The following is a 26,519-nucleotide window of genomic DNA, read 5'->3' as shown; positions in this document are numbered from 1 at the left end:
GCTGGGGCTGGGCCTGTCACCGCTGCAGGCAACCCTGGTGGTGATCGTTATAACGCTGGCGGCGCTGCTCAAGGCGGCGCCCCACCTGCTGCCTTACGGCAGTGAGAGTTCGGGCCCGGCGTTTGCCGTGCCACACGGCGTGGTGCTGTTTATCGGTTGCCTGTGCTTTATTGTGTTTCTGGCCGAGGGCGCCGTGCTCGACTGGAGCGCCGTGTTCCTCAGCGCCGAGCGCGGCTTGGACGAGGCCTATGCAGGCCTGGGTTACGCGGCATTTGCCTTGACCATGACGGCCGGACGGCTGACCGGTGACGCCATTGTGCGCCGGCTGGGTGCGACGCGGGTGATCGTGGCCGGTGGCGCACTGGCTGCGGCGGGCACTTTCCTCGCGACGTTGTCCCCAGCCTGGGAAATGGCATTGCTGGGTTATGCGCTCATAGGGGCCGGGTGCTCCAATATCGTCCCGGTGCTGTACACCGCTGTCGGCAAGCAGACCGTCATGCCGGAGCACATTGCCGTGCCGGCCATTACCACCCTGGGTTATGCGGGGATATTGGCCGGGCCGGCGTTGATCGGCTTCATCGCCCATGGCAGCAGCCTGGCAACTGCCTTCCTGCTGATCGCGGGTTTGCTGGCAGCCGTTGCGGTCAGCGGAAAAATACTGCGGGTATGAACCTGAAACGGCATGAGCGGCGTGAGACTATCAAGCCGCTCATGGGCGACTGCATGCGTTAATAGCCTTTCTCTTCCTTGTCGTTCTCCAACCAGCGGTCAATGCTGTAGTTCTTTAACCATCCATCATCGTTATGGCTGCCGAAGATGTTGTAGCCGTTGGCTTTGTGACTATCCAGAGAGTCTATCAACCCGGGTCTCTCCAGAAGATTCTTGGTCAGGTACACCTGTTGTTCGCTGTATTTTTTCAAAGGGAAACCGGTACGCACATCGCGCAAAGGCTCGCCGTTCTTGTCGGTCTGGTTGGGGTCCTTGCTGATCTCGATAAGCGTGTCTTTCTTGACGTAGCGATGCTTCTCGAAAAAGAACGTACGGTCCTCCGACTTATCCCGCAACTCATCAAACATACCCCTGAATGTTTGGACAACCTGTGCATCGGTTTTCGCGTGGAACGGATCCGCGCTCTGCGTGTTGGGGTTGGTATTGCCGATCTGCGAGTCGCTGGCCCTGACAAGGCTTTCATAGGTGATCTCGCCGCCCTTTGCCTTTATCGCTTCATTCAGTCGGGGGCGGTTGAGTATCTCTCGCATCAACATGATGGTGCGCTCAGAAACCTTGCTGCTGTTGGGCTCCTCCTTGGCTATCTCCTGCAACGAAGCCTGGGTGAGTCGCCCCTCTTTCTTGAAGGCATCCAGCAATGACAAGTTGTTCCTCAGGTCGGTCGCCAGTAAGTGGTCATCCGAGCTGACAAACGGGTTCCCCGCCTTTGTCATGCCGCCGTAGAGATTCTGACCGTCGAAGTGTCGGTCGGCACCGTTCGCGAAACGGGAGTTGATGGGTTGCGCCGCTGGCAGCGGCTTACCCAGTGCGCGGGCATCGACCTCATAGCGCGACTGACCATTACCCGCAGGGTTTGTGTTCGGCGCATGTGCTGCAGCCGCGTGCTTGACGCCCAGATTATCGACTCTGCCAATCATGATTTACCTCCACCCTCTCTAGATTCCATAGCCTGGGCCTTGACTGCCTGATCCTCGAAAATGCCTCGAAATCGACATGGCACAAGCACCGACTGAGTGGTGCCCCGATAACAATGGTTCCGACGGAGGCCGGCCAAAACGCCGTATACGCACTGGTGAATCTTGAGCGTTTGTAACCAGCTCAGCGGGCCGGGCAATCCATGGCAGCAACGCGCGCCCTACCGGCGAGACAGTTTGGTCCAAAGGCTGGCAAACACTGCAAGCAAGGGGGTGGGCGCCGGTTCTTCAATGAACAGACGGGAGCCTTTGTCGAAATCTTCCGCCGTGGGCGCCTTGAAGCTGGACTTGGGCGAGGACGTAAGATTGAGCCCTTGTGGCTGGAGTGCCCCTGGGCCGCCTGCCTCCTGCGCAAGCGCAGACAGGGTCGAGAGATTGTACTGGGCGTGACGGGATTCAATTGATGTCGAATTCATGGTCCAGACCTAATCCGGTAGATGAAGGCCCCCATCGGCAGCCAATGACCGGTGGATAGTTTCTATGTGGTGCATTTTCACAAACGGTTCCCGCATGACAGCAGTTGAATCGCCTGCCCCAGGCGCTTGCCGGCCTCTGCCGCGCAATCCGCGGCAGAGGGCAGCCCCAGGTTTAACCCAGCAGTGCGAGCAACCCCTGTCGAGAGACCTTGCCGTCGCGCAGCCAACTGAACTTATGGTCCATTATCTCCTTCAGGTCCGGGCGGGCCAGGACGGCCCTCGACAGCTGAATGAGGTGGTCATTGAACAGGTTGCCGGTCAACGGTTGCGACGCGCGTGTACTGAGGTCCGACAGCTTGATCGTGCGATTGAAGTAGCTGCCCTTCAGCGCATCAAAATGGTTCAGCATTTCTTGCACGAGCTGCTTGTCGTCATACAGTTTCAAGGGGTTATCGGAGCGAACAACGCTCCTGATCTCCTTTTTGGAAAAAAGACCGTCGCCATTTCGATCGAACGCTTGCACCAGAGCGGGACGGCGCAACACTTCCTTCGCCAATCGGATCATCGCGTCCTTCTCGGGATTACCGGTCAACGGCTGATCGGCCATTTTTTGCAGGCTCTGGCGCGTGACACTGCGTGAAGGCCAGCGGCCCTTGAACGCCGCATAATTATCCAAAAGCGCCTGGGCCAGTTGTTCGTTACTCTGCTTGGAGTAATAGGGGTCCGGCACCGTCGGGTTAGGACGCGGTGGCGGCCCAGGGTTTGGCCGCACACCGATGGGCAGCGGACGCGGCGGCGGGCCGGGGTTGGGACACACCGTGATCGGCAACGGGCGCGGCGGCGGGCCAGGGTTTGGACTCACACCGATGGGCAGCGGACGCGGTGGCGAACCGGGGTTTGGACGCACCGTGATCGGCAGCGGGCGCGACGGCGGGCCACCGAAGACCGGGCCGCAATGACCGAGTGGCGATGAGAAACTGACGCCTACCGTGGGCTGGGCCGTTGAGGAGGTCCTCGACCGCTCAGTGTTGGACTTCGCCCCAGCGAGCGCGGCACTTTCGGGAGAAGGCGCGACGCTCTGATTGAATGCTGATACCGACATTTAGTTCTCCAGTTCGGTGTATTCAGGCGCCTGAGCTCACTGTCCCAACCACCCCGACGGCCAACAGGTCGTCAAGGACATCAGCGAAGGCAGGCATACCCTGTGTGGCAGAACGGTGGGAACCGGTTCCTGAGACAGCAGAAAACGTCCAGAGCCCACGTAGGAAGAACTTCTGAATTAACGAGCAAAAACCATCGGTTTGGCAGGAGTTACCGCCCGACTGGGTCAGGAAGAGCGGTAACTATTCGAGTGAAGGCAGGATCAGAAACCGACGCTGGCCTGTACGAAGAACGTCCGTGGTTCACCCAGGTAAAGCCCGGAGTTGTTGTCACTGGAACGGGTGTAATGCTGTTGGTCGAAGACGTTTTTCACGCCCACACCCACTTTCAGGTTGGACAACTGCTCGCCGAAGTCATAGCCGCTGCGCACGTTGACCGATACATAGCCGGGGATATCGCCAAATTGGCCATCGGCGGTGCCCTGGGTGATGTAGGTGCTCGTTGTACCTGGCGCACGCTGGCCAGACTGGGCGTACACGTCCAGGTTATGGGTCCAGCGGTTGACGTCGTAACGCAGGCCCAATGTAGCCACTTCACGGGAGTACAGCGGCAGGTCACGGCCTTTGAACGGCACGTCACCCTCGGAGGTGGCCTTGGTGTAGGTGAAACCGGCATTGGCGGTCAGGCCGTCCAGACGCGGGTCCAGGTTCGACAGATCGTAATGAGCCGAGGCTTCGATACCGGTGTGCTTGGTTGCACCCAGGTTGGTCCAGCCCACGTCGTTGCTGACGTATTGCAGTTCATCCGCGAAGTCGATGTAGAAGAACGTCAGCTCACCGCCCCAGACAGCGTCGTTGTAGCGCGTACCGACCTCATAGGTCTTGGCCTTTTCCGGGTTCAGGCCGTTGGCCGTCTGGTCGCCGGTGCCGCCCTGGCCCAATTGGAAGTATTGCAGGCTGCCGAACGAAGTCTCGTAGTTAGCGAACAGTTTCCATGCGTCCGAGACGTGGTACATCACACTCAACGCGGGCAGCGGTTCGTTGTTGTGGACTTCGCGGCGTTTTTCCTGGGTACGCGTGCCGTTCAACGCGATCACAGGGCGGTCGTGCCATTCGGTACGGATATCTTCGAAACGGATGCCTGGCGTGATGGTCCACTTGCCGATATCGACCTTGTTATCGATATAGAACGCGTTGGCCTCGGTGCCCCCGGTACGGTCCTGGTAAACGTGACCGTCATTCTGCCCGCCCGGCGTCGGTACATTGTTGACCAGGTTCAGGCTGCTGGCCTGCTCATGCATGCCTTCCTTGAGGTAGCGATAGCCCAGGCTGACTTCCTGGGTGCTCGGGCCCACATCGAACACATGGGACACCCGTGGCTCGATCCCGAAGGTGTAGTAGGTGCGCGGGTAAGAACCGAGGGTACGCAGGTCGCGGTTGGCGATATTGCTGCCGCGAAAGCTGTCGGAGTAGTACGTCAGCACCTCGGCCTGTGTACGGTCATCGATCTGGCGGATGTACTTGAACGATACGTCCTTGCGGCGCCCGCTGAAGTTGTCCCAATCCCTCACCGATTGATACGGGTTGGCGTCGAACTGCTGCTGGGTCAGGCCACCCGGCATGTCGGCACTGGCGTCGTAATAGTGGAAGTTCAGCGAGAAGTCGTCTTGATCGGTCGGCGCCCAGTGGGTCTTGAAGATCACGTCGTCAATGTCATTGGAATTGTTGCTGTTGCGGTACCCGTTGCCATTGACGCCGGAGTACAGCAAAGCGGCGCCGATGCCGTTGTCGGCGGTGCCGCCGATAAAGGCGTTATCGACGTGCTTCCAACCACCGTGGGCGGAGGTTTGCAGGGTAGTGCCAACTTCACCGGAGAATTGCTCGGGGATGGCACGGGTGACGAAGTTGATCACGCCACCGACGTTTTGCGGCCCATAACGCACGGAACCGGCACCACGGACGACGTCGATGCTCTCCAGGTTGCCGGCGGAAATCGGTGCCATCGACAGCTGGGGCTGGCCGTAAGGCGCGAAGGCAGCCGGCACGCCATCGATCAACACGGTGGAGCGTGGCGACAGGCGCGACGTCAGGCCACGTACGCCAACGTTGAGGGAAATATCACTGCCGCCAGTACCGTTGGATTCCTGCACCTGCACACCCGGCACGCGACGCAGCACATCACCGACGTTCATTGCGCCCTGCTCCACCATGGCTTCACGGCGGATCACCGTGCGCGCCCCTGGGTGGTTCTGCACCACTTCGGCGTTAGCATCGCCGAGCCAGTCGCCGACGACCTTGATGTCGGTGGCGCCCAACTCCAAGGGCGAACCGGCTTCACCGGTGCCGCTGTCCCGCGAGCGCAGGGTGACGGAGCCAGCATCGATCTGGTAGTCCAGGCCGCTGCCTTGCAGCAACTGGCGCAGCGCTTGTTCTGGCGACAGGTTGCCGTCTACCGCTGGCGCTTGCTTGCCCGCGACCAGGTCGGGGCTGAAAAACACCTGCAGGGAGGTCTGCTGGCCCAATTGGCTCAGCGCCGAACCCAGGGGCTGGGCCTGGATGTGAATGGCATCGGCGGCGTAGGCCGCAGGCAGCGCGGCACTGACCGCAAGCGCCAGGGCCAGCGGCGCCCAGCGGGAGATTTTATTGTTGTTCACGGCACGTTTTTTCACGTCGAACCCAGTCCTGTAATCGCACGAGTATGCGGCTGTTAATGCAAACCAGTTGCAGTTGCAGGAGAAGACGAAGAACTCGAAAAAAACCTGAATGTCAGCGTGAAATAATTTCCTGGCTGCCGTCCGGCAAGGTGCGCAAGGCCACCGGCAGGATGTGCGGCAAGGCCTTGAGCAAGGCATCGGTATCGCTGGCCTTGAACACGCTGGTCAAGCGCAGATTGCCCACGGCAGGTGAACTGACCCGCAGCGGTCGTTCACGGTAACGCGAGACTTCCCGGGCCACTTCGCTCAACGACGCGTTGTTGAAGACCAGCTTGCCCGCCCGCCAGGCAGTCAACTCTTCGGTGTTCACGCCGTAGGCCGCCGCCACCAGGCCCTGGGTGTCGACGTGCGTACCCAGGCCCGCAGTCAGCGTCACCCCTTTGTCTGGCGAACGGCCTTGCACCTGCACCGTACCGGCTTCGACCATCACGCGGGTCTGGTCTTCATCGCGGCGCACATCGAAGCGCGTGCCGGTCACGGTCACCTGCCCTGCCCCGGCAACCACCACAAAAGGCCTGCTGGTGTCATGTTCGACGCTGAACATCGCTTCGCCCTGCTTGAGCTCCACGCCGCGCCGGCCTTTTTCATAATGCACCGTGACGACACTGCGGCTATTGAGGTCCATCACCGAACCATCGGGCAATGCCACTTGGCGATGCTCGCCCAAGCGGGTACTGAACTCGGCACTGTAGGGCTTCGGATGATCGAGCCCGCTGAACAGGCCCAACCCCAGGGCAATGGCCACCACACTGGCGGCCACCGCGTAACGCAGAACGGTTCTGCGCCTGGGGCGTTCTGCAGGCGCCTCGCCCAACGCTTGCAGGCGCGCCTTGGGCAGCAAGTCGGCGGCACTCCACAAGCCTTGCAGCACGTCGAACTCATATTGGTGGTCGGCATGCTCGTTGCGCCATGCATCGAAGCGCTGGCGCTCGGCGACGCTCAACTCGGCGTCCTGCAGGCGCACAAACCATTGCGCAGCTTCGTCTCGGGCACGGTTATCCATCATGGAAGATCCTGTTTCATGGCGGGCGGTCATGGCGCCATCGCGTCCAGGCGGTCGCGCAGATGCCGCAGGGTGCGGATCATATACTTTTCCACCATGTTTTTAGACAGACCCAGGCGTTCGGCGATTTCCTGCTGGGTCAGGCCTTCGATTTTCTGCCAGATGAAAATCTTGCGGCAGTTGAGCGGCAGCTCGGCCAAGGCCCACTCGATAGAGTCCGCCAACTGGATCGCGTGCATGAACTGCTCCGGGTCGCCGCTGTGGGGCGAACGCTGATCAAAGGCTTCAAGCGTGAAGGCTTCCCGGCGGTCTTCGCGTCGATAGGCGTCCACGGCGATATTGCGCGCCGTTTGATGCAGGTAGGCGCGCGGTTGCTCAACCTCGGAGGATTTTGACTCCAGCACGCGCACAAAGGTGTCATGGGCCAGGTCTTCGGCCTGCTGACGGTTCCTCAGGCGGCGCGTCCAGGTTCCGATCAACTCTTCGTAGTGTTCGAAAAAGCCTGTTCTGCGGGGCGGTGGAGGAATCATCGCGGGAGCACTGGGGAGGCGGGGTGTGAATAGTAATGCTTCCTATTAAGCGGGGCAATTGCTACCCGTCGTCCACAGCACGGCATCGAGCCTACTGGGGACTGGCCACCTGCTTGAGACGGCTGAGTTTCTCCCGGCTGCCGCACACGCTCATCTGGCACCATTTGCGCTGTTTGTTCTTGGAGATATCGAGGAACACCCAATCACAGTCAGTGGAACTGCAACTGCGCAATGCGTGAAGATCACCGGACACCAGCAACTGCGTGGCGTCGATAGCCAGGCGCCCCAGCACCATGGCCGTCAGCTCCTGCGCAGTGGTGCAAGGCTTCCACGCCCAGGCAGGCTTGCCATCGACAGACTGCAGCACCCGCCAGGCGACGCCTTGCTGGAACATCTGGTTGATCTGCTGCAAGGCGTCATCGGGAGCGGCGCGCTGCAGCGACAAGGGATGGAACACCTCGTAGAGGCACTCCCTGAACGCGATAATGGTGTCCAGGTCAGGTTGGTAGGCCATCGACGACTCGAACACCATGGGCCTGCAGGCCTCGAACTCCTGGTCCGAGATCAACGCCGCATGCAAGGCCCATTCGAAGAAGAACTGAAAACTGGTGAGCCGCTCTTCAATGATCTTGAGTGCAGTGCCGGGACGCCGGCCATTGGTGGTATTGATAAAGTCCAATACCCGGGCGCCACTGATCAGACGGATCGATTTTGCAGTGCCCGTAAAATGTGTCATGCCTGCTCCTGAAAAAACGCGTTCTCCCTGCGATGGCGCAGATTACCTTGTTTTCTCGAATTGCAGACATTGACGTCCCGGCGCAAAGACCAACGGCTAAGTGTGATCGTCGTGGCGTGTCACCCAGTCAAGGATCGTCTCGACAGACTGCGCGACCGAAAGCGCCTGGGTATCCAAGTGCACTTCCGGAAAGACCGGCACGTCATAGTGGGAGTCGATACCAGTGAAGTGCTTGATCAACCCCGCGCGGGCTTTTTTATACAGGCCCTTCGGGTCACGGTGTTCGGCGGTTTCCAACGGCACGTCCACATGCACTTCGATAAAAAACTCATTGCCGATGATCGAGCGCGCGTAGTGGCGGCTGGCTGACGAAGGTGAAATCAGCGCCACGATCACAATCAGCCCCGCTTCAAGCATCAACCGCGCGACCTCGGCGACCCGTCGGATGTTCTCGTCACGGTCGCTGTCGGTAAACCCCAGGTCCCGGCACAGGCCGCCGCGCACCGAGTCACCGTCGATAATGGCAGTGATGCGCCCCTGCTCCTGCACGGCAATATCCAGCGCATCGGCAATGGTCGACTTGCCAGACGCGGAGATTCCGGTCATCCAGATCACCGCGGGCTTTTGCTTGAGCCGCGAGTGCTCGAAGCGCGCGTGGCTGAACGCAAACGCGTGCAGATGCTGGTTTTGACTCTCTGGAAAATGACTCATGGCCGCTCACCCTCCGTCACCGAAACCGGCTGTCTACCCAACATGAACACCATCGCGCACTGCACGAACAGCAACAGCGCAACCACCCAGTAGACTGTCGAGAACGACCCGGTCAGGTCCTTGGAGAATCCGCCCAGGAAGTTGCCGCACACGCCACCCAACCCGATCAACACGTTGGCAATGCCGAAGGCCTGGGTCAGCCGGCTGACCGGCACGATTTGCCCGATGTAACTGGGGACCAGACCGAAGATGGGGTAGAACGCCAGCGCAAACAAAAACGCCGCCAGGTAAAACAGCGGGAGGCTGTTGAAACTGAACACCAGGGTGGCGGCCAGCCCCGCACTCAGGAAACACATCGCCAACGACGCCCGCACCCCGACCTTGTCGGCGATCCACCCCACCAGAAAGCCTGACGCCATGCCTACGGCGCCGAGGGTGGTCCAGATAAACCCGGCGTCCCGTATCGACACCCCGAGTTCATCGCGAAGGAAAGGCGCCAGGTAAGTCTGGAACGGCAGCAGCGCCATGCCGTTGAGAAAAGCGATGGCCCAGGTCAGGTACAACGAACGGCTGAGCCAGGGTTGGTGAGTGTCTGACGCACTGGCACGCTCCCCGGCAAACCCGGTGTCCCGGTTGGTCGACAGGTTGCGCAACAGAAACCAGGCCACCCCGCACAGGGCCACCGATATCACCCCCGCAGTGAGCCAGACCGAGCGCCATCCGCCATTGAGGGTCAGGAACGACACCAACAAGCCATTGATAAACACACCATAGCTGGTGCCGCTGGAGATCAAGCCCATGACCCGCGAGCGGTTGCCCGGGCTGAAGCCTTTGGCGACGATCTCCGCCAATGGGATATACACCGAGGCGGAACAGCCACCGAGGAGGATCAACAACGCGCCCGACACCCAGATGCTGTGACTGACACTCAGGCCCAGCAGCGCCAGGGAGGTCATCACCGTGGACACCAGGCTGATTTTCCAGCCCTCGAAAAACCGGCTGATATAGCTCGTCACGGATGAAAACAGCAGGAAGCCGATCTGCGCCCCACCGGTGATCAGCCCCACCGTGGTGTAGTCAAAGCCGATGTCGCGGCGCATGTCCACCACCAGGTTGGCGAACAGGTAGACCCCGAAGCCATAGGTGCTGGCCACGAACCCGGTGAGGACCACCGCCAGCACGACGCTGTCCAACGGGCGGGTATTGCTGTGTACGAGTGTGCTCATCAAGCCCCCCTTACACGGCGCGCGCAGTGTGGATGACGAAATCACACTGCATCATGTCGTAGTCACGCTGGAAATCACCATAGCTCTCGGGCGCGTTGAACCCCGACGCGAGTATCTCAGTGACCAACTCACCCGGCAGCAACGGGTAGACCTTCAGCCTGTACTGCTCCGCGTCATCAAACGAGTAGATGAACTCGCAAAGGCGCTCATTGACCTCCCCCAGACTCACTGAGGCATTCGTGCCACAGTAATAATAATTCCCGCTGGCCTTGTACTTGCCCGCGCGAATAGCGAAGAAATTACGTTGATCCACAATCAGCAGGCCGCCCGGCTTGAGCAATGCCCTGAACTTCGCCAGCACCCTCAATCGATCGTGGGCTTCAAACACATGGCACAGCGAACTGCCCAGGCATACCACCGCATCGAACTGGCCAAGCTCCTGGGGGTCCAGTGAGTGCCAGTCACGATAATGGGACTGGATGTCCAGGCCATGCTTGCGAAAATTCGCTCGCGCCTTGGTCAACATGGTGCTGCTGCCATCCGTGGCGACCACATCGAAGCCCGCCTGCTTGAGTTGCACCGCATGGAAGCCACTGCCCGTCGAGACGTCGATCACCGACTGCACGCCGCGGCTTCGCAGCAGGTTTTCAAAGAACCCGTCCTCCCCCGCCTTGCGTTTGTCCCAGTCGATCAATTCATCCCAACGTTCGACAAAGTCCGCCGAATACTGTGTGGAATAACTGGCGACGTCGTGGTGCTTGCGCCCGGACATTTGATTCATCTCACACCTACCAGGTTGAATGCTTGAAGGACAGGTATTTGCTCGCCAACTCGTGGGCGAACTCGGCGGATTGCTCGATGGCCATGGTGTTCTTGGCGTACCCCAGCATCGACTGCATGACCGCCATGCACTGCGGGTTGTAAGTGACCGAGCCATCACAGTGGATTGCGTCGATGCCATCCTGGCTCTGGCAAATAGTGTTGATGCGCACCGCCTCATCCCGAGGGCAGGCCTCGGAAAACTGCACCGTGATCTGGCCGTCGTGCAGCGAAACCGGGTAACCGCCCGGAAGCCCCAGGGGGCCGGGTGCATGCACCAGCACCGGCGTCGGTGAAAACAGCCCCTCGATGACCGTGACGGCGGAGCACGCGGTGAGGAACTGCCCATCCACCCCACCCAGGCGGCGGAACTCGGACTTCACCGTCGAGAAAATCGCCTCGTCCGGCAGGCGTGCCAGCTCAGGCCGGTCGCGCACCTCGTACAGCAGGCGGTAACTGGCACGCGGCGGCAGACCACCGCGTGGCACGTAATGGCTGAAGTAATGCTGGGTATAGAGCTGCACCTGTACATCGGCGGGCGCGCATTCCAGCAACCGTGCGATGGAAAACCGCACGGCGGGAATCAGGTTGGCCACATTGCCCACGCCGATGTCCGGCGCCAGCCCGATACGCTCCAGGATCGGGTTGACTGCATCGGGAAACGCCGCGTTGACGGTCTTGGTGCTGATGCCAGAGGCTTTCACCGCTTGCATCAGGCAATGCATCAACGTCAGGTGCATGGGCAACCAGGGGCCGAACTGGGCCTGGTCGAGCTTTTCGAAGGACAGCCTGGGCAATCCGGTAATGACCCGCCATGACTGCAGCGACGCGCAATTGACCAGCATGTCCGGCGCCTCTTCACGCAGCAACTGCGCTACCCGGCCGATATCCGTCAAGTCGGCAATCACCGGCTTGATCGCAATGAATTGCCCCAGTTGCGCACACGACAGCGTCACCAGGTTGCACAACCGAACGGTCGCGTCTTCATTACGGCCCAGCACCACGAACTCGAACGCGTTTTTCGGCCCCAGGATCTTGAGGATCTGCAGGCACAGGTTGCCGGCGCCCACCAGCAGCAGTTTTTTCTTGCGCATCGACTGGCTCACCGTGGGTAGGCTCCGTTGTCGACCGGAATCACCCTGCCAGTGATGTGACGCATGGCATCGCCAACCAGCAGCAGGATGACCTCGGCCACCCCACTGGGCAGGATCGGGTCCTTGAGGATTTCCTGGCGTGCGTACTCGGCGCGTCGGTATTGCGGGATGGTGTCGTAGATCGCGGTCTCATGGATCAGTGCCGGGGACACCACGTTCACCCGCACAAACGGTGCGAAGTTCCAGGCGTTGGCCTTGGTCAGGCCGATCACCGCAGCCTTGGTGGCACCGTAGAGCGCGTCGCAGCTGCCCACTTCACCGGCCACCGAGGCGATATTGACGATGCTGCGCGGCGCTTCGTGGCGCATCTCCCGTTCCGCGAAGTCCTTGGAGAGGTAGACCAGGGCCTTGAGGTTGACGTTGAGGATCTCGTCGATCTGCTCATCGGAGTAGGCGTAGACACTTTTGCCATGGTAGAGACCGGCGTTATTGACCAGGCCATAGATAGTCGCATGGCGCTCATACAGTTTCGGAATAAACGTCTTGATAACGGCCATATCGGAAAAGTCGGCGACCTGTGCTTCAAATACCGCGTCGCTGTAAATACGTTGCAGCACTTTCAGACCGTCGGCGTCCTTGTCGGCACCAATAACGAAGTAACCCTGTTGTATGGCCATTTCAACAGTTGCCCGACCAATTCCGTTGGCCGCCCCGGTCACAATCAACGTCTTCATACAACAATCCTTATTGACAAAATTCATTCATGCGCGCGTAAAAGGTTCGATGGTATTCATACATCGCCTTTAACTTCGGGTAGTGGTCGAATGCCTGCAAGTCAACAGGCTGTATATCCGGCGACACAATGCGCTCACTGTTTTCCGCCGCCGTGTGCCAACGACGCCAGGTTTTCCATTGTTGGGGACATTCACGTTTCCACGTCATGGCGTGTGGCAGGAATTCAATACCCAAGTGATCACACAGTTTGCGGATCACTCGTTCCGGGTCGGCGGCAAGACTGTCCGCATTGATCACATAGGGCACTTTCCCGGTGAGTTTGGTCACCACACAAAATATCTCGTACAACGCTTTATGCCCAATGGCCTCTAAGGGCATATCCGGGTGTATACGGTGATGGGAAATAATGCTGCTGGCCGGTTCGCGAATAAGAAAGATATTGTCCTGTTGCGCGAGAAACCCACTGTCAACTTTCAAATCATCCAGGCAGTGGTAACACATGTCTTTATGAAACACGTGGGTACGTTCGCGAGCACTCAGCAAATGCTCCTTAATGCCCTGGTAAGTGGTCGGTAAACGATGATCCCACTCATCCGAAGGAATCGCCGAGTTCTCTGAAAACGCCATGTGCGCAAAGGGCTCGTGGAAGACCTCGAAATCCCTCCGCTCGATAAACACGCGCTCCAGTACGGTGGAACGCGAACGTGGATGGGCCCACAACCCGATCATGCGGTTCATGCGATCACCCCGAATTCGGCCGCCAGCAGCGCGTTGAGCGCGCGCTTGAAAGGCTTTGTCACCGGGCAGAGGCGAACGCAGTAATCCGCCAGGCGCCGGTGCGCGCTGTTGGCTTCATTGCAGGCGTTGATGAATGCCTCATGGTTGCCAAAATCGTACGGTTCGATGCTGTCGATAAAGTAGGCTTCGTAGAAATACGGGATGCGGACCAACTTCGAAAAGGTCGACGCCGGCGGCTTCTGCGGCTCTGTGGCCGGCATCACCGGTTTGCCGTGGCTTTCACGCTCTATCAGAAACTCCACGACATCCGGCGTCAGCGTGTAGCAGGTCGCGGTCTGACCGGTCTTTTCCAAGTGCCAGCAGTGCTTGTTGCCGCGTTCGTCCACATCGACTTTTATGCTGGACAGCAAGGTTTTGACTGGCACGTCCGACGCTGCTACCAGCGCCTGGATCTGCTCGTAGATCATCAACTCGGCCCAGCGCATTTCCTCGGCGCTCAGCACCAGGCCACGTTCCGCAGCCTGCAACGTGAGATCAGGCTGGCAGGCGAAGCGCCCGATCATGAAGGTGATGACGTACTTGCAGCGGCCCGTCTCGATACCATTGCTGCGCGCGCTTGCCCTGCCGCGCTCGATGGCCTGGATACCGGCCTGGAACTGGGCGACCGTGAAGCAGAAGGTGATATTGACCGACGCGCCCTGGGCTACCAGGTGCTCGACAGTCGCCAGCCCCTCCAGGCTACCGGGTACCTTGACCATCACGTTCGGTGCGAGGCGCTGCAGTTCAAGGCCCCTGGTGGTCATGCGCTCGGTGCAGCGCACATCCACCGGGTCGACCTGCGCGCAAATCCAGCCTTCGGCCTGCGCCGACTGGACCCACAGCGGCTTGAGCATCGAAGCCCCTTCGGCAATCACTTCGTTGTACAGCTGCTTGCGCAACTCACTGGGCGACAGGCTGGCCAGGTTGAAGCGCGATGACCAATACTCGCGTTTCTCGAGGATCACGGCCGTCACCAGCCGCGGGTTGGTGGTCGCGCTGCACAAGCCCCAGGGCTGGGAGAAATCATCCGGCATCAATGCTTCTATATAAGTCGCCGCCGCCGGGTACTTTTCCAGCAAGTGCTGTTTGTAAGGCAGGTACACGGCAGGCGATGAATCCCACCACACTTCTGAACATTGATCGTTGCGCTTGAGCCGCTCCAGGTAACCTAGTGTGTTCACAATGCCTCCTCCCTGAGTAATAAGATCAATTGAAAAGGGTCAGTAATTCACGCATATCCGCAATCGGTAATGCCCCGGCAGCGGCCAATTGCGAATGTCGCTCTGTCGGGCCAAAACCCAGCACCCTTATATGGGCGGCGACCGCCGCCTGAATACCCGTCACGCTGTCTTCAACCACCAGCGCATCACTGACATCAACACCGTATGTGTCACAGGCCGTCAGAAACACTAAGGGATCCGGTTTCCAACGCCCGACTTCATAGCAACTGAATATTCGCCCTTCGAAATAAGACAACAGCCCGGCAATACGCAGGCAGTGTTCTATCTTATTGCGTGGCGCACTGGAGGCGACGCAATAAGCAACGTTCAGTTCTTCGAGTAATTCAACTATTCCCTCCGTGGCTTTCATGTTGAGCGTCAGCGCTTCCAATGCCTGTTGGCGAAAGCGTTGTTCAAACTCAGCATCCAGGCTGATCGTTAATATCTGTTCGGCTTCACGCAGACAATCAGCAATCTTGCGCCCGCGAAAGTGTTCAATAAAACGGGTGACATCAAGAACGGTATCGCGCTGAGCAAGCGCATTAAGCATGGCGATCAACACAGACAGGGTTATTTCTTCACTGTCAACGAGTACACCGTCGCAATCGAAGATAACTAACTGAGGCACGCCAACTAAGGCAGCGGCTTTTTCCTGACCTGGTAGTTCCCCTATATCGGCCGACCGGCACATAGATATCTCTTATAGGTGGCCCCGCGATGACTTCCGAACTACCAACGGAGCGGGTTGAGGTGTGCCTATAAGACACGGGGTGAAAAAGCCTGTCAAACGCTTTTGAGCGGTTTTTTAGTATCTTATGGTTATTTTTTATAGTTCTGTTATTCCATTTTCCACCATGGTTGTAGTCGCTAATTTCACACGTCTGAACTTCCCTTGCGCGCCGTCAGTCAGCTACTTGAACTCACGAAATTAAGGTCGGTGAGCAATGCGTATTTCGTTGGAGCAACAAGTGGCCCTGGTGACAGGCGCCAGTTCGGGAATTGGCGCAGGCGCGGCCAAGGCCCTGGCGCAGGCCGGAGCGGCCGTGGTGCTGAACTACAACAGCCAGGCCGCACCGGCCGAGGCCTTGGCAGCGCAGATCAACGCCGAGGGTGGCCGCGCGATCGCCATCGGCGCCGACGTCTCCAAAGAGGCCGATGTGGAAACGCTGTTTGCAAAGACCCTGGATGCCTTCGGCCACCTGGACATCCTGGTAGCCAACTCCGGGATGCAAAAGGACGCCAACCTGGTCGACATGAGCCTCGACGACTGGAATGCGGTGATCGGCGTCAACCTCACCGGCCAGTTCCTGTGTGCCCGCGCGGCCGTGCGTATCTTCAATCGGCAAGGCGTGCGCGATGGCGTGTCGCGGGCGGCGGGCAAAATCATTCACATGAGCTCAGTTCACCAATTGATCCCCTGGGCCGGTCATGTGAATTACGCGGCGTCCAAGGGCGGCGTTGAGATGCTGATGCGCACCCTCGCCCAGGAAGTCAGCCAACAGCGCATCCGCATCAACGGCATTGCGCCAGGTGCGATCCGTACGGCGATCAACCGTGCCGCCACCGAAGGTGCGGCGGAAAAAGAACTGCTCAAGCTGATTCCCTACGGTCGCGTGGGCGATGTGGAAGACGTGGCCAACGCCGTGGTGTGGCTGGCCAGTGATGCCTCCGACTATGTGGTAGGCAGCACGCTTTTTATTGACGGCGGCATGAGCCTTTATCCGGAGTTCCGTGGCAATGGTTGATTTGAAGAACGAACAACAGAGCGCCATCGATGCCCACGGCATCATTGGCGATATGCGCAGTGCCGCCTTGGTGAACGACAAAGGCAGCATCGACTTTTTCTGCTGGCCGGAATTCGACAGCCCGTCGATCTTCTGCTCGCTGCTGGACAGCCCCGACGCCGGCATTTTCCAACTCACCCCGGACCTGCCCAACGCGCGACGCGAACAAATCTACCTGCCCGACACCAATGTGCTGCAAACCCGTTGGCTCAGCGACCAAGCTGTGGTGGAGATCACTGACCTGCTGGTCATCAGCGAAGAAATCGATGACTTGCCGCTGCTGATCCGTCGGGTTCGAGTGGTCAGTGGCAAGGCTGACATTCACCTGCGCTGCGCGGTGCGGCACGACTATGCGCGCACGCCGACCCACGCAGCCTTGGACAATGGCACCGTCGTCTTCACTGCCGGCGGTCAACCCGGCCTGCGCCTGTCCGGCAGCCATCCGCTGCAGCTTGAGAACGACGCCGCCGTGGCCAGTTTTGCCCTGGACCAAGAGGAAGGCGCCGAGTTCGTCCTCGGCGGGCAGGAGGATGCACGCGTGGACAGCAGCTGCACCGACCTGGCGCTGGCCCATACCTTGAAGTTCTGGCGCGGCTGGATCGCGCAATCGAATTACCGCGGGCGTTGGCGCGAAATGGTCAACCGCTCGGCGCTGGCGCTCAAGTTGCTGACCTCGCGCAAACACGGCGCAATCATCGCCGCCGCGACCTTCGGCCTGCCCGAAACGCCCGGCGGCGAACGTAACTGGGACTACCGCTACACCTGGATCCGCGATGCCTCGTTCACCGTCTACGCGTTCATGCGCCTGGGCTTTGTCGAGGAAGCCAATGCCTATATGCGCTGGCTCAAAGGCCGGGTCAGCGACTGCTGCAGTCAGTCGACCAAGATCAACATCCTGTATGGCATCGACGGTCGCCAGGAGTTGCCGGAAGCCGAGCTTGACCACTTCAAGGGCCACGGCGGAGCCAAGCCGGTGCGCATCGGCAACGAGGCTTTCGACCAGATCCAGTTGGACATCTACGGCGAATTGATGGACGCGGTCTACCTGGTCAACAAGTACGGGGAAGCGATCTCCCACGAAGGCTGGAAACACACCGTGGACGTGGCCGACCAGGTCTGCGAGATCTGGAATACCCAGGACGTGGGCATTTGGGAAATGCGCGGCGAGCAGCATCACTTCCTGCATTCGCGGCTGATGTGCTGGGTGGCACTGGACCGTGCCATCCGCCTGGCGTCCAAGCGCTCGCTGCCAGCGCCGTTCGCACGCTGGGACCAGACCCGGCAAGCGATCTACGCCGACATCTGGAGCAATTTCTGGAACGAAGAGCGTGGGCATTTCGTACAGCATACCGGCAGCACGGCGCTCGACGGCTCGATGCTGCTGATGCCACTGGTGCGCTTCGTCGCGGCGACCGATCCACGCTGGCTCTCGACCCTGGAAGCCATTCAGAAAAGCCTGGTGCGCGACGGCATGGTCTACCGCTACCGCAACGACGACAGCCAGATCGACGGCCTGCAAGGCACCGAAGGCGCCTTCGCGGCCTGCTCGTTCTGGTACGTCGAATGCCTGGCCCGCGCCGGCCAGGTTGAAAAGGCCCACCTGGAGTTCGAACAACTGCTGCGCTACGCCAACCCCCTGGGTTTGTACGCCGAAGAGTTCGACAGCCAGGCCCATCACCTCGGCAATACGCCCCAGGCATTGAGTCACCTGGCGTTGATCAGCGCGGCGACGTTCTTGGACCGCAAGCTCAGCGGCGAGAAAACCACCTGGCAACCCTGAAGTGGCCTGTGCACAATGGGCAGCCACTCGACCACGGACAGGAACGCCATGCGCCAGGTACTGCTGATCATCGATGTGCAGCCCTCCTTCAACCCGCCGGCGTGGCTGGTCGACGGCATCGCTTCCCTGCTGGGTCGCATGCCGTCAGTCGCCACCGTGGAGCGCCATGACGAGAGCGTCACGCCCTTCGCCCGGCAACTCGGCTGGCAACCGGCGCCGGACGACCAGAGCCTGATTGCCGCGGATCGCATCTTCATCAAGCACGGCTATGCGCCGACACCTGAAACCGTCGCCTACCTCAAAAGCCTCGGGCCGGAACGTGTACTGGTGTGCGGCATCCAGACCGATACGTGCGTGCTGGCCGCCGGGTTTGCATTGTTTGATGCGGGGCTGCAGCCGACGCTGATCAGCGATCTGACGGTGGGCTCGTCATTGGATCGTTCCGGGCAGTTGGGGGTGGAGCTGTGGCGGCATCACTTCAAGCATGTCCTGAGCCGCGCTGATCTTGGCCTGGACAAGTCACACCACGGCCTTTAATCGCGCGCCATCCCGTCACACCCCTCCATTAGAGTTACAGCACCTGACAGGAGCCGACCATGACCACCGCCCTCCCCCTGCATTACGTGCGCACTTCGATGCTCGACGTGGCCTATGAAGCCCACGGCCCTGCCGACGGTACGCCTGTGATCCTGCTGCATGGCTTCCCCTATGACCCGCGTGGCTATGACGAGATCGCGCCGGTACTTGCCGCGCGCGGGTGTCGGGTGTTGGTGCCGTATCTGCGCGGTTATGGCCCTACGCGGTTCATCAACGCGCAGGTGATGCGTTCCGGGCAGCAGGCGGCGTTGGCCAAGGACCTGCTGGATTTTATGGACGCGCTGGGTATCGCGCAGGCAAGCCTCGCCGGCTATGACTGGGGTGGGCGCGCCGCGTGTATCGTCGCGGCGCTGTGGCCTGAGCGCGTGCGCGGGTTGGTGACCGGGGATGGCTACAACATCCAGGACATCGCCAAATCCCTCAAGCCACGCGCGCCCGAGACGGAGCATCGCTTGTGGTACCAGTTCTACTTCCACACCCAGCGCGGTGTGGACGGTTTGACCGCCAACCGTCGCGAACTTTGCAAGCTGTTGTGGTCACTGTGGTCGCCGTCCTGGGGTGCGGGGCCAAGCCTGTATGACCAGACGGCGCCGTCGTTCGATAACGCGGATTTCGTCGAGGTGGTGATTCACTCGTATCGCCATCGTTTCATGTACGCGCCCGGCGACCCGGCACTGGAATCCATTGAAGCTGCACTGGCCCTGCAACCGGCGATTTCGGTGCCGAGCATTTCGCTGTGCGGCGCCGATGATGGCGTGGGCCCGCCGCCCGAAGAGGATGATGACATTGAGCATTTCAGTGGGTCTTACCGGCGCCAGGTGTTGCACGGTGTAGGCCACAACATTCCTCAGGAGGCGCCGCAGGCCACGCTTGACGCGCTACTGGAGCTGCTTGGCGAAAAGCGCTCGCGGTAGGCCTGGGGCGTGACCTCCAGCGCACGCAGAAAACTGCGCCGCAAGGTCTCTTCACTGCCAAACCCGCACTGCATGGCGATGCGCTTGATCGATGCGGTGCTGTCGGCCAATTGCCGGCGCGCAGTTTCGACGCGGATCAATTCGACGGCACGCGCCGGGGTCTGTCCGGTTTCGGCCCGGTAGTGGCGCACGAAGCTGCGCTCGCTCATGCCGGCTTGGGCGGCCAGGGTGGAAATGTTCAGATCCAGGGTCAGGTTTTCGGCCATCCAGGCGTGGAGTTCGGCGAAGCGGCTGTCATCCTTTTGCAGCGACAAGGTCACGCTGAATTGCGACTGGCCGCCGGGACGCTTGAGGAACACCACCAGGTGCCGCGCCACTTCCAGGGCCACGGCACGGCCCAAGTCTTCTTCCACCAACGCCAGGCACAAATCGATGCCGGCGGTGACACCGGCAGACGTCCATACAGCGCCCTGCTGGATGAAAATCGGGTTGGACTCCACCGTCAGCGAGGGGAACTTGCGCGCCAGCTCCTCGCAACGCGTCCAGTGGGTGGCCACGCGGCAGCCGTCGAGCATGCCGCTGGCGGCCAGCAAAAACGCACCGGTACACACTGACGTCATGCGCCGGGTGTGCCTGGCTTTCTCGCGCACCCAATCCACCAACGCCGGGTCTTCGGCGGCGCCGTACACGCCCCAGCCGCCGGCGATCACCAGGGTGTCGCACGGCGCATCGACAGCGGGCAGCGGCTCGGCCACCAGCGCCAGGCCGGCCGAGGTCATCACCGGCTGCGCCTGCGCGGCGATCACCGAGACAGCATAAGGCAAGGGTTCGCCGCGCTGGCGCGCCAGGTCATTGGTGGAGGCAAATACCTGCAGCGGCCCGGTGACATCAAGCACCTGGGCGTTATCGAAAGCGAGTACATGGACGATTCGAGGCATGATTGGCGTGATTCGTGGGCTCAATGGCGTATTCGCCAAAGCCTAGGCCTCTAGAGTGAAGCCGTCCACCCCTTTGACGGAGCTACATTCATGACCTTGCAGATCGGCTTCCTGTTGTTCCCCGGCATCCAGCAACTGGACCTCACGGGTCCCTACGACGTACTGGGTTCGCTACCGGATGTGAAACTGCACCTGGTGTGGAAAGATCTGGAACCCGTCACTTCCAGCACCGGGCTGGTGTTCACCCCGACCATGACGTACGCCGACTGCCCGCGCCTGGATGTGATCTGCGTGCCCGGCGGTTCCGGCGTGGGCGCGTTGATGGAAGACCCGCAGACCCTGGACTTCCTCAAGACCCAGGCACAGACCGCGCGCTATGTGACCTCGGTGTGCACCGGCTCGCTGGTGCTGGGCGCAGCGGGCCTGCTGCGCGGCCGCAAGGCGACGACACATTGGGCCTACCACGACTTGCTCGCCCCGCTCGGCGCCATCCCTGTGCAAGAGCGCGTGGTCCGTGACGGCAACCTGCTCACCGGTGGCGGTATCACGGCCGGCATCGACTTCGCCCTGACCCTGGCGGCCGAGTTGTACAGCGAGGCTGCGGCGCAGTTGGTGCAATTGCAGATCGAATACGCCCCCGCGCCCCCCTTCGATTCCGGCCGCCCGGACTCCGCGCCCGCGCATGTGCTGGAAGAAGCCAACAAGCGCACCGCCGAATCGCGCAGGGTGCGCGCTGAGATCGTCGCGCGCGCCGCTGCACGGTTGGGCTGATCCAGCAAAACACCGCAAGGGGCCGGCTTGCCGGCGATAGCCATACATATCGAGACAACGGTGTAACCACCCACGCCAACCACGATGCGAAGCGAGCCGCTCTTGATCGAGCTCTTGATCGAGCTTTTGATCGAGCTTTTGATCTTGCCTTTGATCTGAGGCGCCCCATCAAACACGCTGGCCGAAATTCGACAGGGATTTGGGGGGTAAACCGGCAGGGATGCCGGTTTAGCCGCCCCGCGCCATGGAGGGCGCGTGGCGGCGGCCCCCCAAATCACTGTCGGATTACGGGCACACCGAGCGTGAGCGAGGTGCCGAGTGTTGGGGCAAGAGCGTTTTGCTTACTTTTGCGCTGTTCAAAAGTGAGCCGCTGTAAGAGCGGAACCCATAGCAGCCATCACCTAAATAACGGATATATACCCGGTCTGATCCAACATTCAGGTCGGCTGTCAGGCCGCTTTCGCGGGCAAGCCCGCTCCCACATTTTGGATCGCGGGGTGACAGGCAGACAGTGGTTGGGTGTCAGGCCGTCTTCGCGAGCAAGCCCGCTCCCACAGTTGGATCGCGGGGTGACAGTTAGATAGTGATCGGCTGTAAGAGCGGTTTCGCGGGCAAGCCCGCTCCCACATTTTTGGATCGCGGGGTGACAGGCAGATGGTGGTTGGCGGTCAGGCCGCTTTCGCGGGCAAGCCCGCTCCCACATTTTGATCAAAATGTGTGCTTCAGTCAGGCCGGGCGAGACATCACCGCCAAGCGCACAGCCAGCACGGTCAGCACCGTCGCCAAGCCCCATTTCTGCAGCCAGGCACCTTTTGAGCGCCCGGCAAAGAACCGACTCAGCGCCCCACCAAAAATCCCCAGCAGCACGTGAAACACGCCTGCGACCAACGTCAGCACGCCCCCCAGCAGCATCAATTGCACAGCGATGGAGCCCGCCTCCGGCCGCACGAACTGCGGCAAAAACACCACAAAGAACAGCAACGCCTTGGGATTGAGCAGGCTGTTGAGCATCGCCTGTAGAAACACCCGCCCGAGGGGCACGCGGCGCTGCAGGGCAGTGTCCAGCCCAGGTTTGTTCTGCAAAGTCTTGAACACCAGCCACAACAGGTAGACCACACCCGCGTACCGGATCACGTCGAAAGAAGGCGGCCAACTGGCAACCAGCGCCGTTACCCCGGTGGCGGTCAGTGCGGTCAGCAACGCGTCGGCCACGCCAATACCCAAGGCTGATGCCACTCCCCCGCGCCAGCCGTGGGTGACGCCATGGCTGATCACAAAGGCCATGTTCGGCCCTGGCGATAACAGCAATAACAAGACAGCACCGGAAAAAACCGCCAGGGTCGCGAGGTCGATCATGCTCAAGCCATCCGCCGGGAAAAGCCTGCAGATTAGTCGGTGCCTCTGGGGTAGACAAAAAATTGTGCTGGATACATTGCTGCGGCATCGCGAAACGTCACACCCGCGCCTGCAGTGCGGAACTCATCCTGGTGTTCAACAGTACCCATTTGTTCGATAAAAGCTGATACAAAACCGTCGGTACAGCCTCATGGAACAACTTTTACGCTAAAGCGCGCCATTTCAACATCAGTTTAAAAGGCAACTTCTGATCGGGCGAAAGCCCCGGTGGCCGGGCACTAAGTGCCTCAGCCCCCCTCATGTTTGTCCCCTTTTCCTACCTCGCATTGAAAAAGGTTTTTCCTTTAAGCAGGAAAAATCCCACATTTGTTTCTACACTCAAAAACACACCTAAACACCGAGTGTTCGGACAAGGAACGTCAATAAAATGCCACAGAAAAGATTGATTAAGCTGTCTAGCATGCCGCCTCCGCACCATAGTCAAATAGTTGACTGAGCGCACAAGGGAACACTCCTTTAGCCACTACCCCCGCGAAATCCCTTCAAATGGATAGCTGCATTTGGATTGTGCATTTGGATTGGAAAGTTGCGTATTACCCAGAGTAGTCGTTCGACCTTTGTTCTAAGGCAGCCCGCTGCTTGATCTAACAAATATTCGAACAGTGAAGTCTGGCGTGCAATGAGGGATGTTTTTATGCGAGAGAAGTCGTCCGTCGACAGTCTGTTTTTAACGCGTGCCGGTTTTGTTGAGTTCTTTGTCGTTTTCGTCAAATTGATCCATGGCCTCACGGCCATTTTGCCACCGCTGGTCCTGGTGCTTTTCCTCGACCCGATGGACCCTGAGCTGCGCCCGCACTTCCTGGGCCTGCTGGTTTTTTTCGCGGCCCTGACGATTATTCTGTTCCAGGCCCTGGGCATCTATTCCGAAGAATTGTTCAGCAACCGCCTGCGCTTGAAAACCAAGATCAAGGCCTGGACTGCGGCTTTTTGCATCCTGTTGTTCATGTACCAGATCTTGCAGTTTTTTCCGCAATTGACCCCGCGCAACCTGGCGGCATGGTACGCCGCCAGCCTGGGTCTGTTTTGCCTTGAGCGCCTGCTGATGCTGCGCCTGTACAGCAAGCTGATGCGTGCCGGCAAGTACTTGCAACGCACGGTGATCCTGGGTTTTACCGATACCGCCGTGCATGTTGCCGATCACTTGCAGCGCAATGGTGACATCCGCTCCGGCCTGATCGGGTTCATTGACGACCGTACCGAGCGCATTCCCAAGGAGCTGAGCAACCTGCCGCTGCTGGGTAACACCCGCGACCTGGAAAAACTGATCCGCGCCGAGCAGGTCAACCAAGTGATGATCTGCCTGCCCTGGGCCGCCGAGCAACGCATTCATGGGTTGGTCAACCGCCTACGGCAGCTGTCGGTGAACGTCATGCTGGTGCCGGACATGGCCGCCCTGCGCTACGGCCACAGCAAGATCACCGATGTGGGCGGCATCCTGATGTTCAATACTTCGCAGTTACCGCTGCGCGGCTGGTCACCGGTGATCAAGCGCTGCGAGGACTTCCTGCTCGCCAGCCTGGCGTTGGTGTGCCTGTCACCGGTGATGCTGGCGACAGCGATTGCAATCAAGCTCGACTCCAAGGGCCCGGTGCTGTTTCGCCAGAACCGTTATGGCTACAACGACAACGAAATCCGCGTGTTCAAGTTCCGCTCGATGTACACCGACCAGAGCGACTTCACCGCCGAACGCCAAACCACCCGCGAAGACCCGCGCATCACGCGGGTGGGCCGCATCATCCGCAAGACCAGCATCGACGAGCTGCCGCAACTGTTCAACGTGTTGCTGGGCAACATGTCCATGGTCGGCCCGCGCCCACACGCCACGGCGACCAAAGCGGCGGGCGTTCCCTTCGAGGTGGCGGTGAGCGAATACAGCTCGCGGCACCGGGTAAAACCGGGCATCACCGGCTGGGCGCAGATCAACGGCTACCGGGGTGAAACCGACACCCTGTTCAAGATCCAGAAACGTGTCGAGTACGACCTGGAGTACATCTCCAAGTGGTCGGTGTGGTTCGACTTGTACATCGTCTTCATGACGGTCCCGGCCGTCCTTTCCACCAAGGAAGTCTATTGATGAACACACTCAACGGATTAATTCCCTGCATCATTTCCGGTGGTTCGGGCACGCGGCTGTGGCCGGTGTCCCGGCAGAACATGCCCAAGCCGTTCATGCGCATGCGTGACGGCCAGAGCCTGCTGCAGAAAACTTTCCAACGCGCCGCCAAACTGCCCGGCGTGGAAAGCGTGTTGACGGTCACCAACCGCGACCTGCTGTTCCGCACCCTGGATGACTACCGCGGGGTCAATAAGGCCCACCTGCCCCTGGACCTGCTGCTCGAGCCTTTCGGCCGCAACACGGCGGCGGCGATCGCGGTGGCGGCGCTGCATGTGCAAGAGCATTTCGGCGGCGAGGCGCAGTTACTGGTGATGCCGGCCGACCATCTGATCCTCAATGAAGTGGCGTTTGCCGAGGCCGTGACCCAGGCCCGCGACCTGGCCGAGGCCGGCTACCTGGTGACCTTCGGCATCCAGCCCGATCACCCGGAAACCGGCTTTGGCTATATCGAACAGGGCGAGCCGCTGGGCACGGGCAACCGGGTCAAACGCTTCGTGGAAAAACCCGACCTGACCACCGCCCAAGGCTACCTGGACGGCGGCAAACACCTGTGGAACGCCGGCATGTTCTGCTTCAAGGCCAGCACCCTGGTGGACGAACTCGCCACCCATGCGCCCGACGTACTCGAAGCCGCCCGGGCTGCGCTGGAACACAGCCAGAGCCTGCAAAACAAAACCTCGCGCCAGCGTGAACTGGACTCGGACGCGTTCGGCAGCGCGCCGGATGTGTCCATCGATGTGGCGCTGATGGAGAAGTCCAAGCAAGTCGCCGTGGTGCCCTGCGACATCGGCTGGAGCGATATCGGCTCGTGGGAAGCCTTGCGCCAGCTCACGCCCAGCGACGCCCATGGCAACCAGATCAACGGCGAAGCGATTTTGCATGACGTGCACAACTGCTACATCGACTCGCCCAAGCGGGTACTCGGTGCCGTGGGCGTGCGCGACCTGATCATCGTCGACACCCCTGATGCGCTGTTGATCGCCGACGCCCATCGCAGCCAGGACGTGCGCTACATCGTCGCCGAGCTCAAGCGCCAGAACCATCCGGCGTACAGCCTGCACCGCACCGTCACCCGGCCGTGGGGCACCTACACGGTGCTGGAGGAAAGCAGCCGCTTCAAGATCAAGCGCATCGTGGTCAAGCCCCAGGCGTCGCTGTCGCTGCAGATGCACCACCACCGCAGCGAACACTGGGTCGTGGTCAGCGGCGCGGCGCAGATCACCAACGGCGAGCGGGAATTCCTGATCAACGCCAACGAGTCCACTTACATCCCCGCCGGGCACAAACACCGCCTGACCAACCCCGGCATCATTGATTTGGTGATGATCGAAGTGCAGAGCGGCGAGTACCTGGGCGAGGACGACATTGTGCGCTTCGATGACATCTACGGGCGCGCGCCCGCAGCAGTGAAAAAATGAC

The 26,519-nt window shown here is 60.2% G+C and carries 25 protein-coding genes; 8 read left to right on the top strand and 17 right to left on the bottom strand.

What is annotated here, in order from left to right; all coding sequences use genetic code 11:
* Positions 1-670 (top strand): MFS transporter (locus tag CQ002_RS26935; protein ID WP_146118040.1); only part of this gene is annotated, 670 nt, incomplete at its 5' end.
* A gap of 58 nt (positions 671-728) precedes the next feature.
* Here the strand turns inward: CQ002_RS26935 and CQ002_RS26930 are convergent.
* From CQ002_RS26930 to CQ002_RS26855, 15 genes are all read right to left on the bottom strand, one after another.
* Complete coding sequence (locus tag CQ002_RS26930; RefSeq protein ID WP_034103598.1) at positions 729-1,646, bottom strand: hypothetical protein; 918 nt, start codon at positions 1,644-1,646, stop codon at positions 729-731.
* Positions 1,647-1,864: 218 nt separating this feature from the next.
* Positions 1,865-2,119 (bottom strand): hypothetical protein, encoded by a 255-nt coding sequence (locus tag CQ002_RS26925; protein WP_080758249.1) that lies wholly within the window; start codon positions 2,117-2,119, stop codon positions 1,865-1,867.
* Between the two features lie 172 nt (positions 2,120-2,291).
* Positions 2,292-3,221 (bottom strand): hypothetical protein, encoded by a 930-nt coding sequence (locus CQ002_RS28685; RefSeq protein ID WP_234010410.1) that lies wholly within the window; start codon positions 3,219-3,221, stop codon positions 2,292-2,294.
* Between the two features lie 261 nt (positions 3,222-3,482).
* Positions 3,483-5,888: a TonB-dependent receptor gene (locus CQ002_RS26910; protein WP_105161942.1), complete on the bottom strand. Its 2,406-nt coding sequence runs from the start codon at positions 5,886-5,888 to the stop codon at positions 3,483-3,485.
* 97 nt (positions 5,889-5,985) lie between these two features.
* Positions 5,986-6,939, bottom strand: coding sequence for a FecR family protein (locus tag CQ002_RS26905; RefSeq protein WP_034103594.1), 954 nt, complete (start codon positions 6,937-6,939; stop codon positions 5,986-5,988).
* 26 nt (positions 6,940-6,965) lie between these two features.
* A complete protein-coding gene (locus CQ002_RS26900; RefSeq protein WP_105161941.1) occupies positions 6,966-7,466 on the bottom strand; it encodes a sigma-70 family RNA polymerase sigma factor in 501 nt (166 codons plus the stop codon).
* Between the two features lie 91 nt (positions 7,467-7,557).
* The gene (locus tag CQ002_RS26895; protein ID WP_098466193.1) at positions 7,558-8,202 is read right to left on the bottom strand and encodes a CGNR zinc finger domain-containing protein; all 645 of its coding nucleotides are present in this window, start codon (positions 8,200-8,202) and stop codon (positions 7,558-7,560) included.
* A gap of 96 nt (positions 8,203-8,298) precedes the next feature.
* The gene (gene cysC / locus CQ002_RS26890) at positions 8,299-8,913 is read right to left on the bottom strand and encodes an adenylyl-sulfate kinase (protein ID WP_105161940.1); all 615 of its coding nucleotides are present in this window, start codon (positions 8,911-8,913) and stop codon (positions 8,299-8,301) included.
* On the bottom strand, positions 8,910-10,139 hold the full coding sequence (locus tag CQ002_RS26885; RefSeq protein WP_034103586.1) for a nitrate/nitrite transporter: 1,230 nt from the start codon (positions 10,137-10,139) through the stop codon (positions 8,910-8,912). Before CQ002_RS26885 ends, cysC begins: the two co-directional genes overlap by 4 nt.
* A gap of 10 nt (positions 10,140-10,149) precedes the next feature.
* Positions 10,150-10,920, bottom strand: coding sequence for a bifunctional 2-polyprenyl-6-hydroxyphenol methylase/3-demethylubiquinol 3-O-methyltransferase UbiG (locus CQ002_RS26880; RefSeq protein WP_034103584.1), 771 nt, complete (start codon positions 10,918-10,920; stop codon positions 10,150-10,152).
* Between the two features lie 7 nt (positions 10,921-10,927).
* Entirely contained in the window at positions 10,928-12,064 is a 1,137-nt protein-coding gene (locus CQ002_RS26875) for a hypothetical protein (RefSeq protein ID WP_069022748.1), read from the bottom strand.
* The gene (locus tag CQ002_RS26870) at positions 12,061-12,786 is read right to left on the bottom strand and encodes an SDR family NAD(P)-dependent oxidoreductase (protein WP_034103580.1); all 726 of its coding nucleotides are present in this window, start codon (positions 12,784-12,786) and stop codon (positions 12,061-12,063) included. Before CQ002_RS26870 ends, CQ002_RS26875 begins: the two co-directional genes overlap by 4 nt.
* 10 nt (positions 12,787-12,796) lie before the next feature.
* Positions 12,797-13,525 carry a sulfotransferase family protein gene (locus CQ002_RS26865; RefSeq protein WP_105161939.1) on the bottom strand — a complete coding sequence of 243 codons (729 nt, stop codon included), beginning with the start codon at positions 13,523-13,525 and terminating at the stop codon, positions 12,797-12,799.
* Positions 13,522-14,745, bottom strand: coding sequence for a transaldolase family protein (locus tag CQ002_RS26860; RefSeq protein ID WP_105161938.1), 1,224 nt, complete (start codon positions 14,743-14,745; stop codon positions 13,522-13,524). Before CQ002_RS26860 ends, CQ002_RS26865 begins: the two co-directional genes overlap by 4 nt.
* A 25-nt stretch (positions 14,746-14,770) precedes the next feature.
* Positions 14,771-15,475 carry an HAD family phosphatase gene (locus tag CQ002_RS26855; RefSeq protein ID WP_105161937.1) on the bottom strand — a complete coding sequence of 235 codons (705 nt, stop codon included), beginning with the start codon at positions 15,473-15,475 and terminating at the stop codon, positions 14,771-14,773.
* A 253-nt stretch (positions 15,476-15,728) separates the two neighbouring features.
* On the opposite strand from CQ002_RS26855, the gene CQ002_RS26850 reads away from it, so the two are divergent.
* From CQ002_RS26850 to CQ002_RS26835, 4 genes are read left to right on the top strand one after another with little or no spacing between them, the layout of a single operon-like run.
* Positions 15,729-16,529 carry a glucose 1-dehydrogenase gene (locus CQ002_RS26850; protein WP_034103572.1) on the top strand — a complete coding sequence of 267 codons (801 nt, stop codon included), beginning with the start codon at positions 15,729-15,731 and terminating at the stop codon, positions 16,527-16,529.
* The gene (locus CQ002_RS26845) at positions 16,522-18,348 is read left to right on the top strand and encodes a glycoside hydrolase family 15 protein (protein WP_098466190.1); all 1,827 of its coding nucleotides are present in this window, start codon (positions 16,522-16,524) and stop codon (positions 18,346-18,348) included. The genes CQ002_RS26850 and CQ002_RS26845 overlap by 8 nt, the downstream gene beginning before the upstream one ends.
* 48 nt (positions 18,349-18,396) lie before the next feature.
* Positions 18,397-18,885, top strand: coding sequence for an isochorismatase family protein (locus CQ002_RS26840; protein WP_069022736.1), 489 nt, complete (start codon positions 18,397-18,399; stop codon positions 18,883-18,885).
* 59 nt (positions 18,886-18,944) lie between these two features.
* Positions 18,945-19,859 (top strand): alpha/beta fold hydrolase, encoded by a 915-nt coding sequence (locus CQ002_RS26835; RefSeq protein WP_105161936.1) that lies wholly within the window; start codon positions 18,945-18,947, stop codon positions 19,857-19,859.
* On the opposite strand, the gene CQ002_RS26830 is transcribed toward CQ002_RS26835, so the two are convergent.
* Positions 19,793-20,797 (bottom strand): GlxA family transcriptional regulator, encoded by a 1,005-nt coding sequence (locus CQ002_RS26830; RefSeq protein WP_105161935.1) that lies wholly within the window; start codon positions 20,795-20,797, stop codon positions 19,793-19,795. The two genes, CQ002_RS26835 and CQ002_RS26830, sit on opposite strands and share 67 nt — an antisense overlap.
* Before the next feature lie 90 nt (positions 20,798-20,887).
* Here CQ002_RS26830 and inhA point away from each other — a divergent pair, with 90 nt between their 5' ends.
* Positions 20,888-21,568 (top strand): isonitrile hydratase, encoded by a 681-nt coding sequence (gene inhA / locus CQ002_RS26825; protein ID WP_105161934.1) that lies wholly within the window; start codon positions 20,888-20,890, stop codon positions 21,566-21,568.
* 726 nt (positions 21,569-22,294) lie between these two features.
* Here inhA and CQ002_RS26820 read toward each other — a convergent pair.
* On the bottom strand, positions 22,295-22,924 hold the full coding sequence (locus CQ002_RS26820) for a LysE family translocator (RefSeq protein WP_105161933.1): 630 nt from the start codon (positions 22,922-22,924) through the stop codon (positions 22,295-22,297).
* Between the two features lie 694 nt (positions 22,925-23,618).
* Between CQ002_RS26820 and CQ002_RS26815 the strand changes: the two genes are divergently transcribed.
* Both CQ002_RS26815 and CQ002_RS26810 read left to right on the top strand, forming a co-directional pair.
* Positions 23,619-25,058: an undecaprenyl-phosphate glucose phosphotransferase gene (locus CQ002_RS26815; protein WP_034106081.1), complete on the top strand. Its 1,440-nt coding sequence runs from the start codon at positions 23,619-23,621 to the stop codon at positions 25,056-25,058.
* Positions 25,058-26,518: a mannose-1-phosphate guanylyltransferase/mannose-6-phosphate isomerase gene (locus CQ002_RS26810; protein ID WP_034106079.1), complete on the top strand. Its 1,461-nt coding sequence runs from the start codon at positions 25,058-25,060 to the stop codon at positions 26,516-26,518. Before CQ002_RS26815 ends, CQ002_RS26810 begins: the two co-directional genes overlap by 1 nt.
* Position 26,519: the final 1 nt, after the last annotated feature.

It is taken from the genome of Pseudomonas sp. MYb13 (genome assembly GCF_002980075.1).
Lineage (GTDB): Bacteria > Pseudomonadota > Gammaproteobacteria > Pseudomonadales > Pseudomonadaceae > Aquipseudomonas > Aquipseudomonas lurida.
Note: the sequence above shows the minus strand (reverse complement) of the source record. Positions and strands in the feature narration are given on the sequence as shown.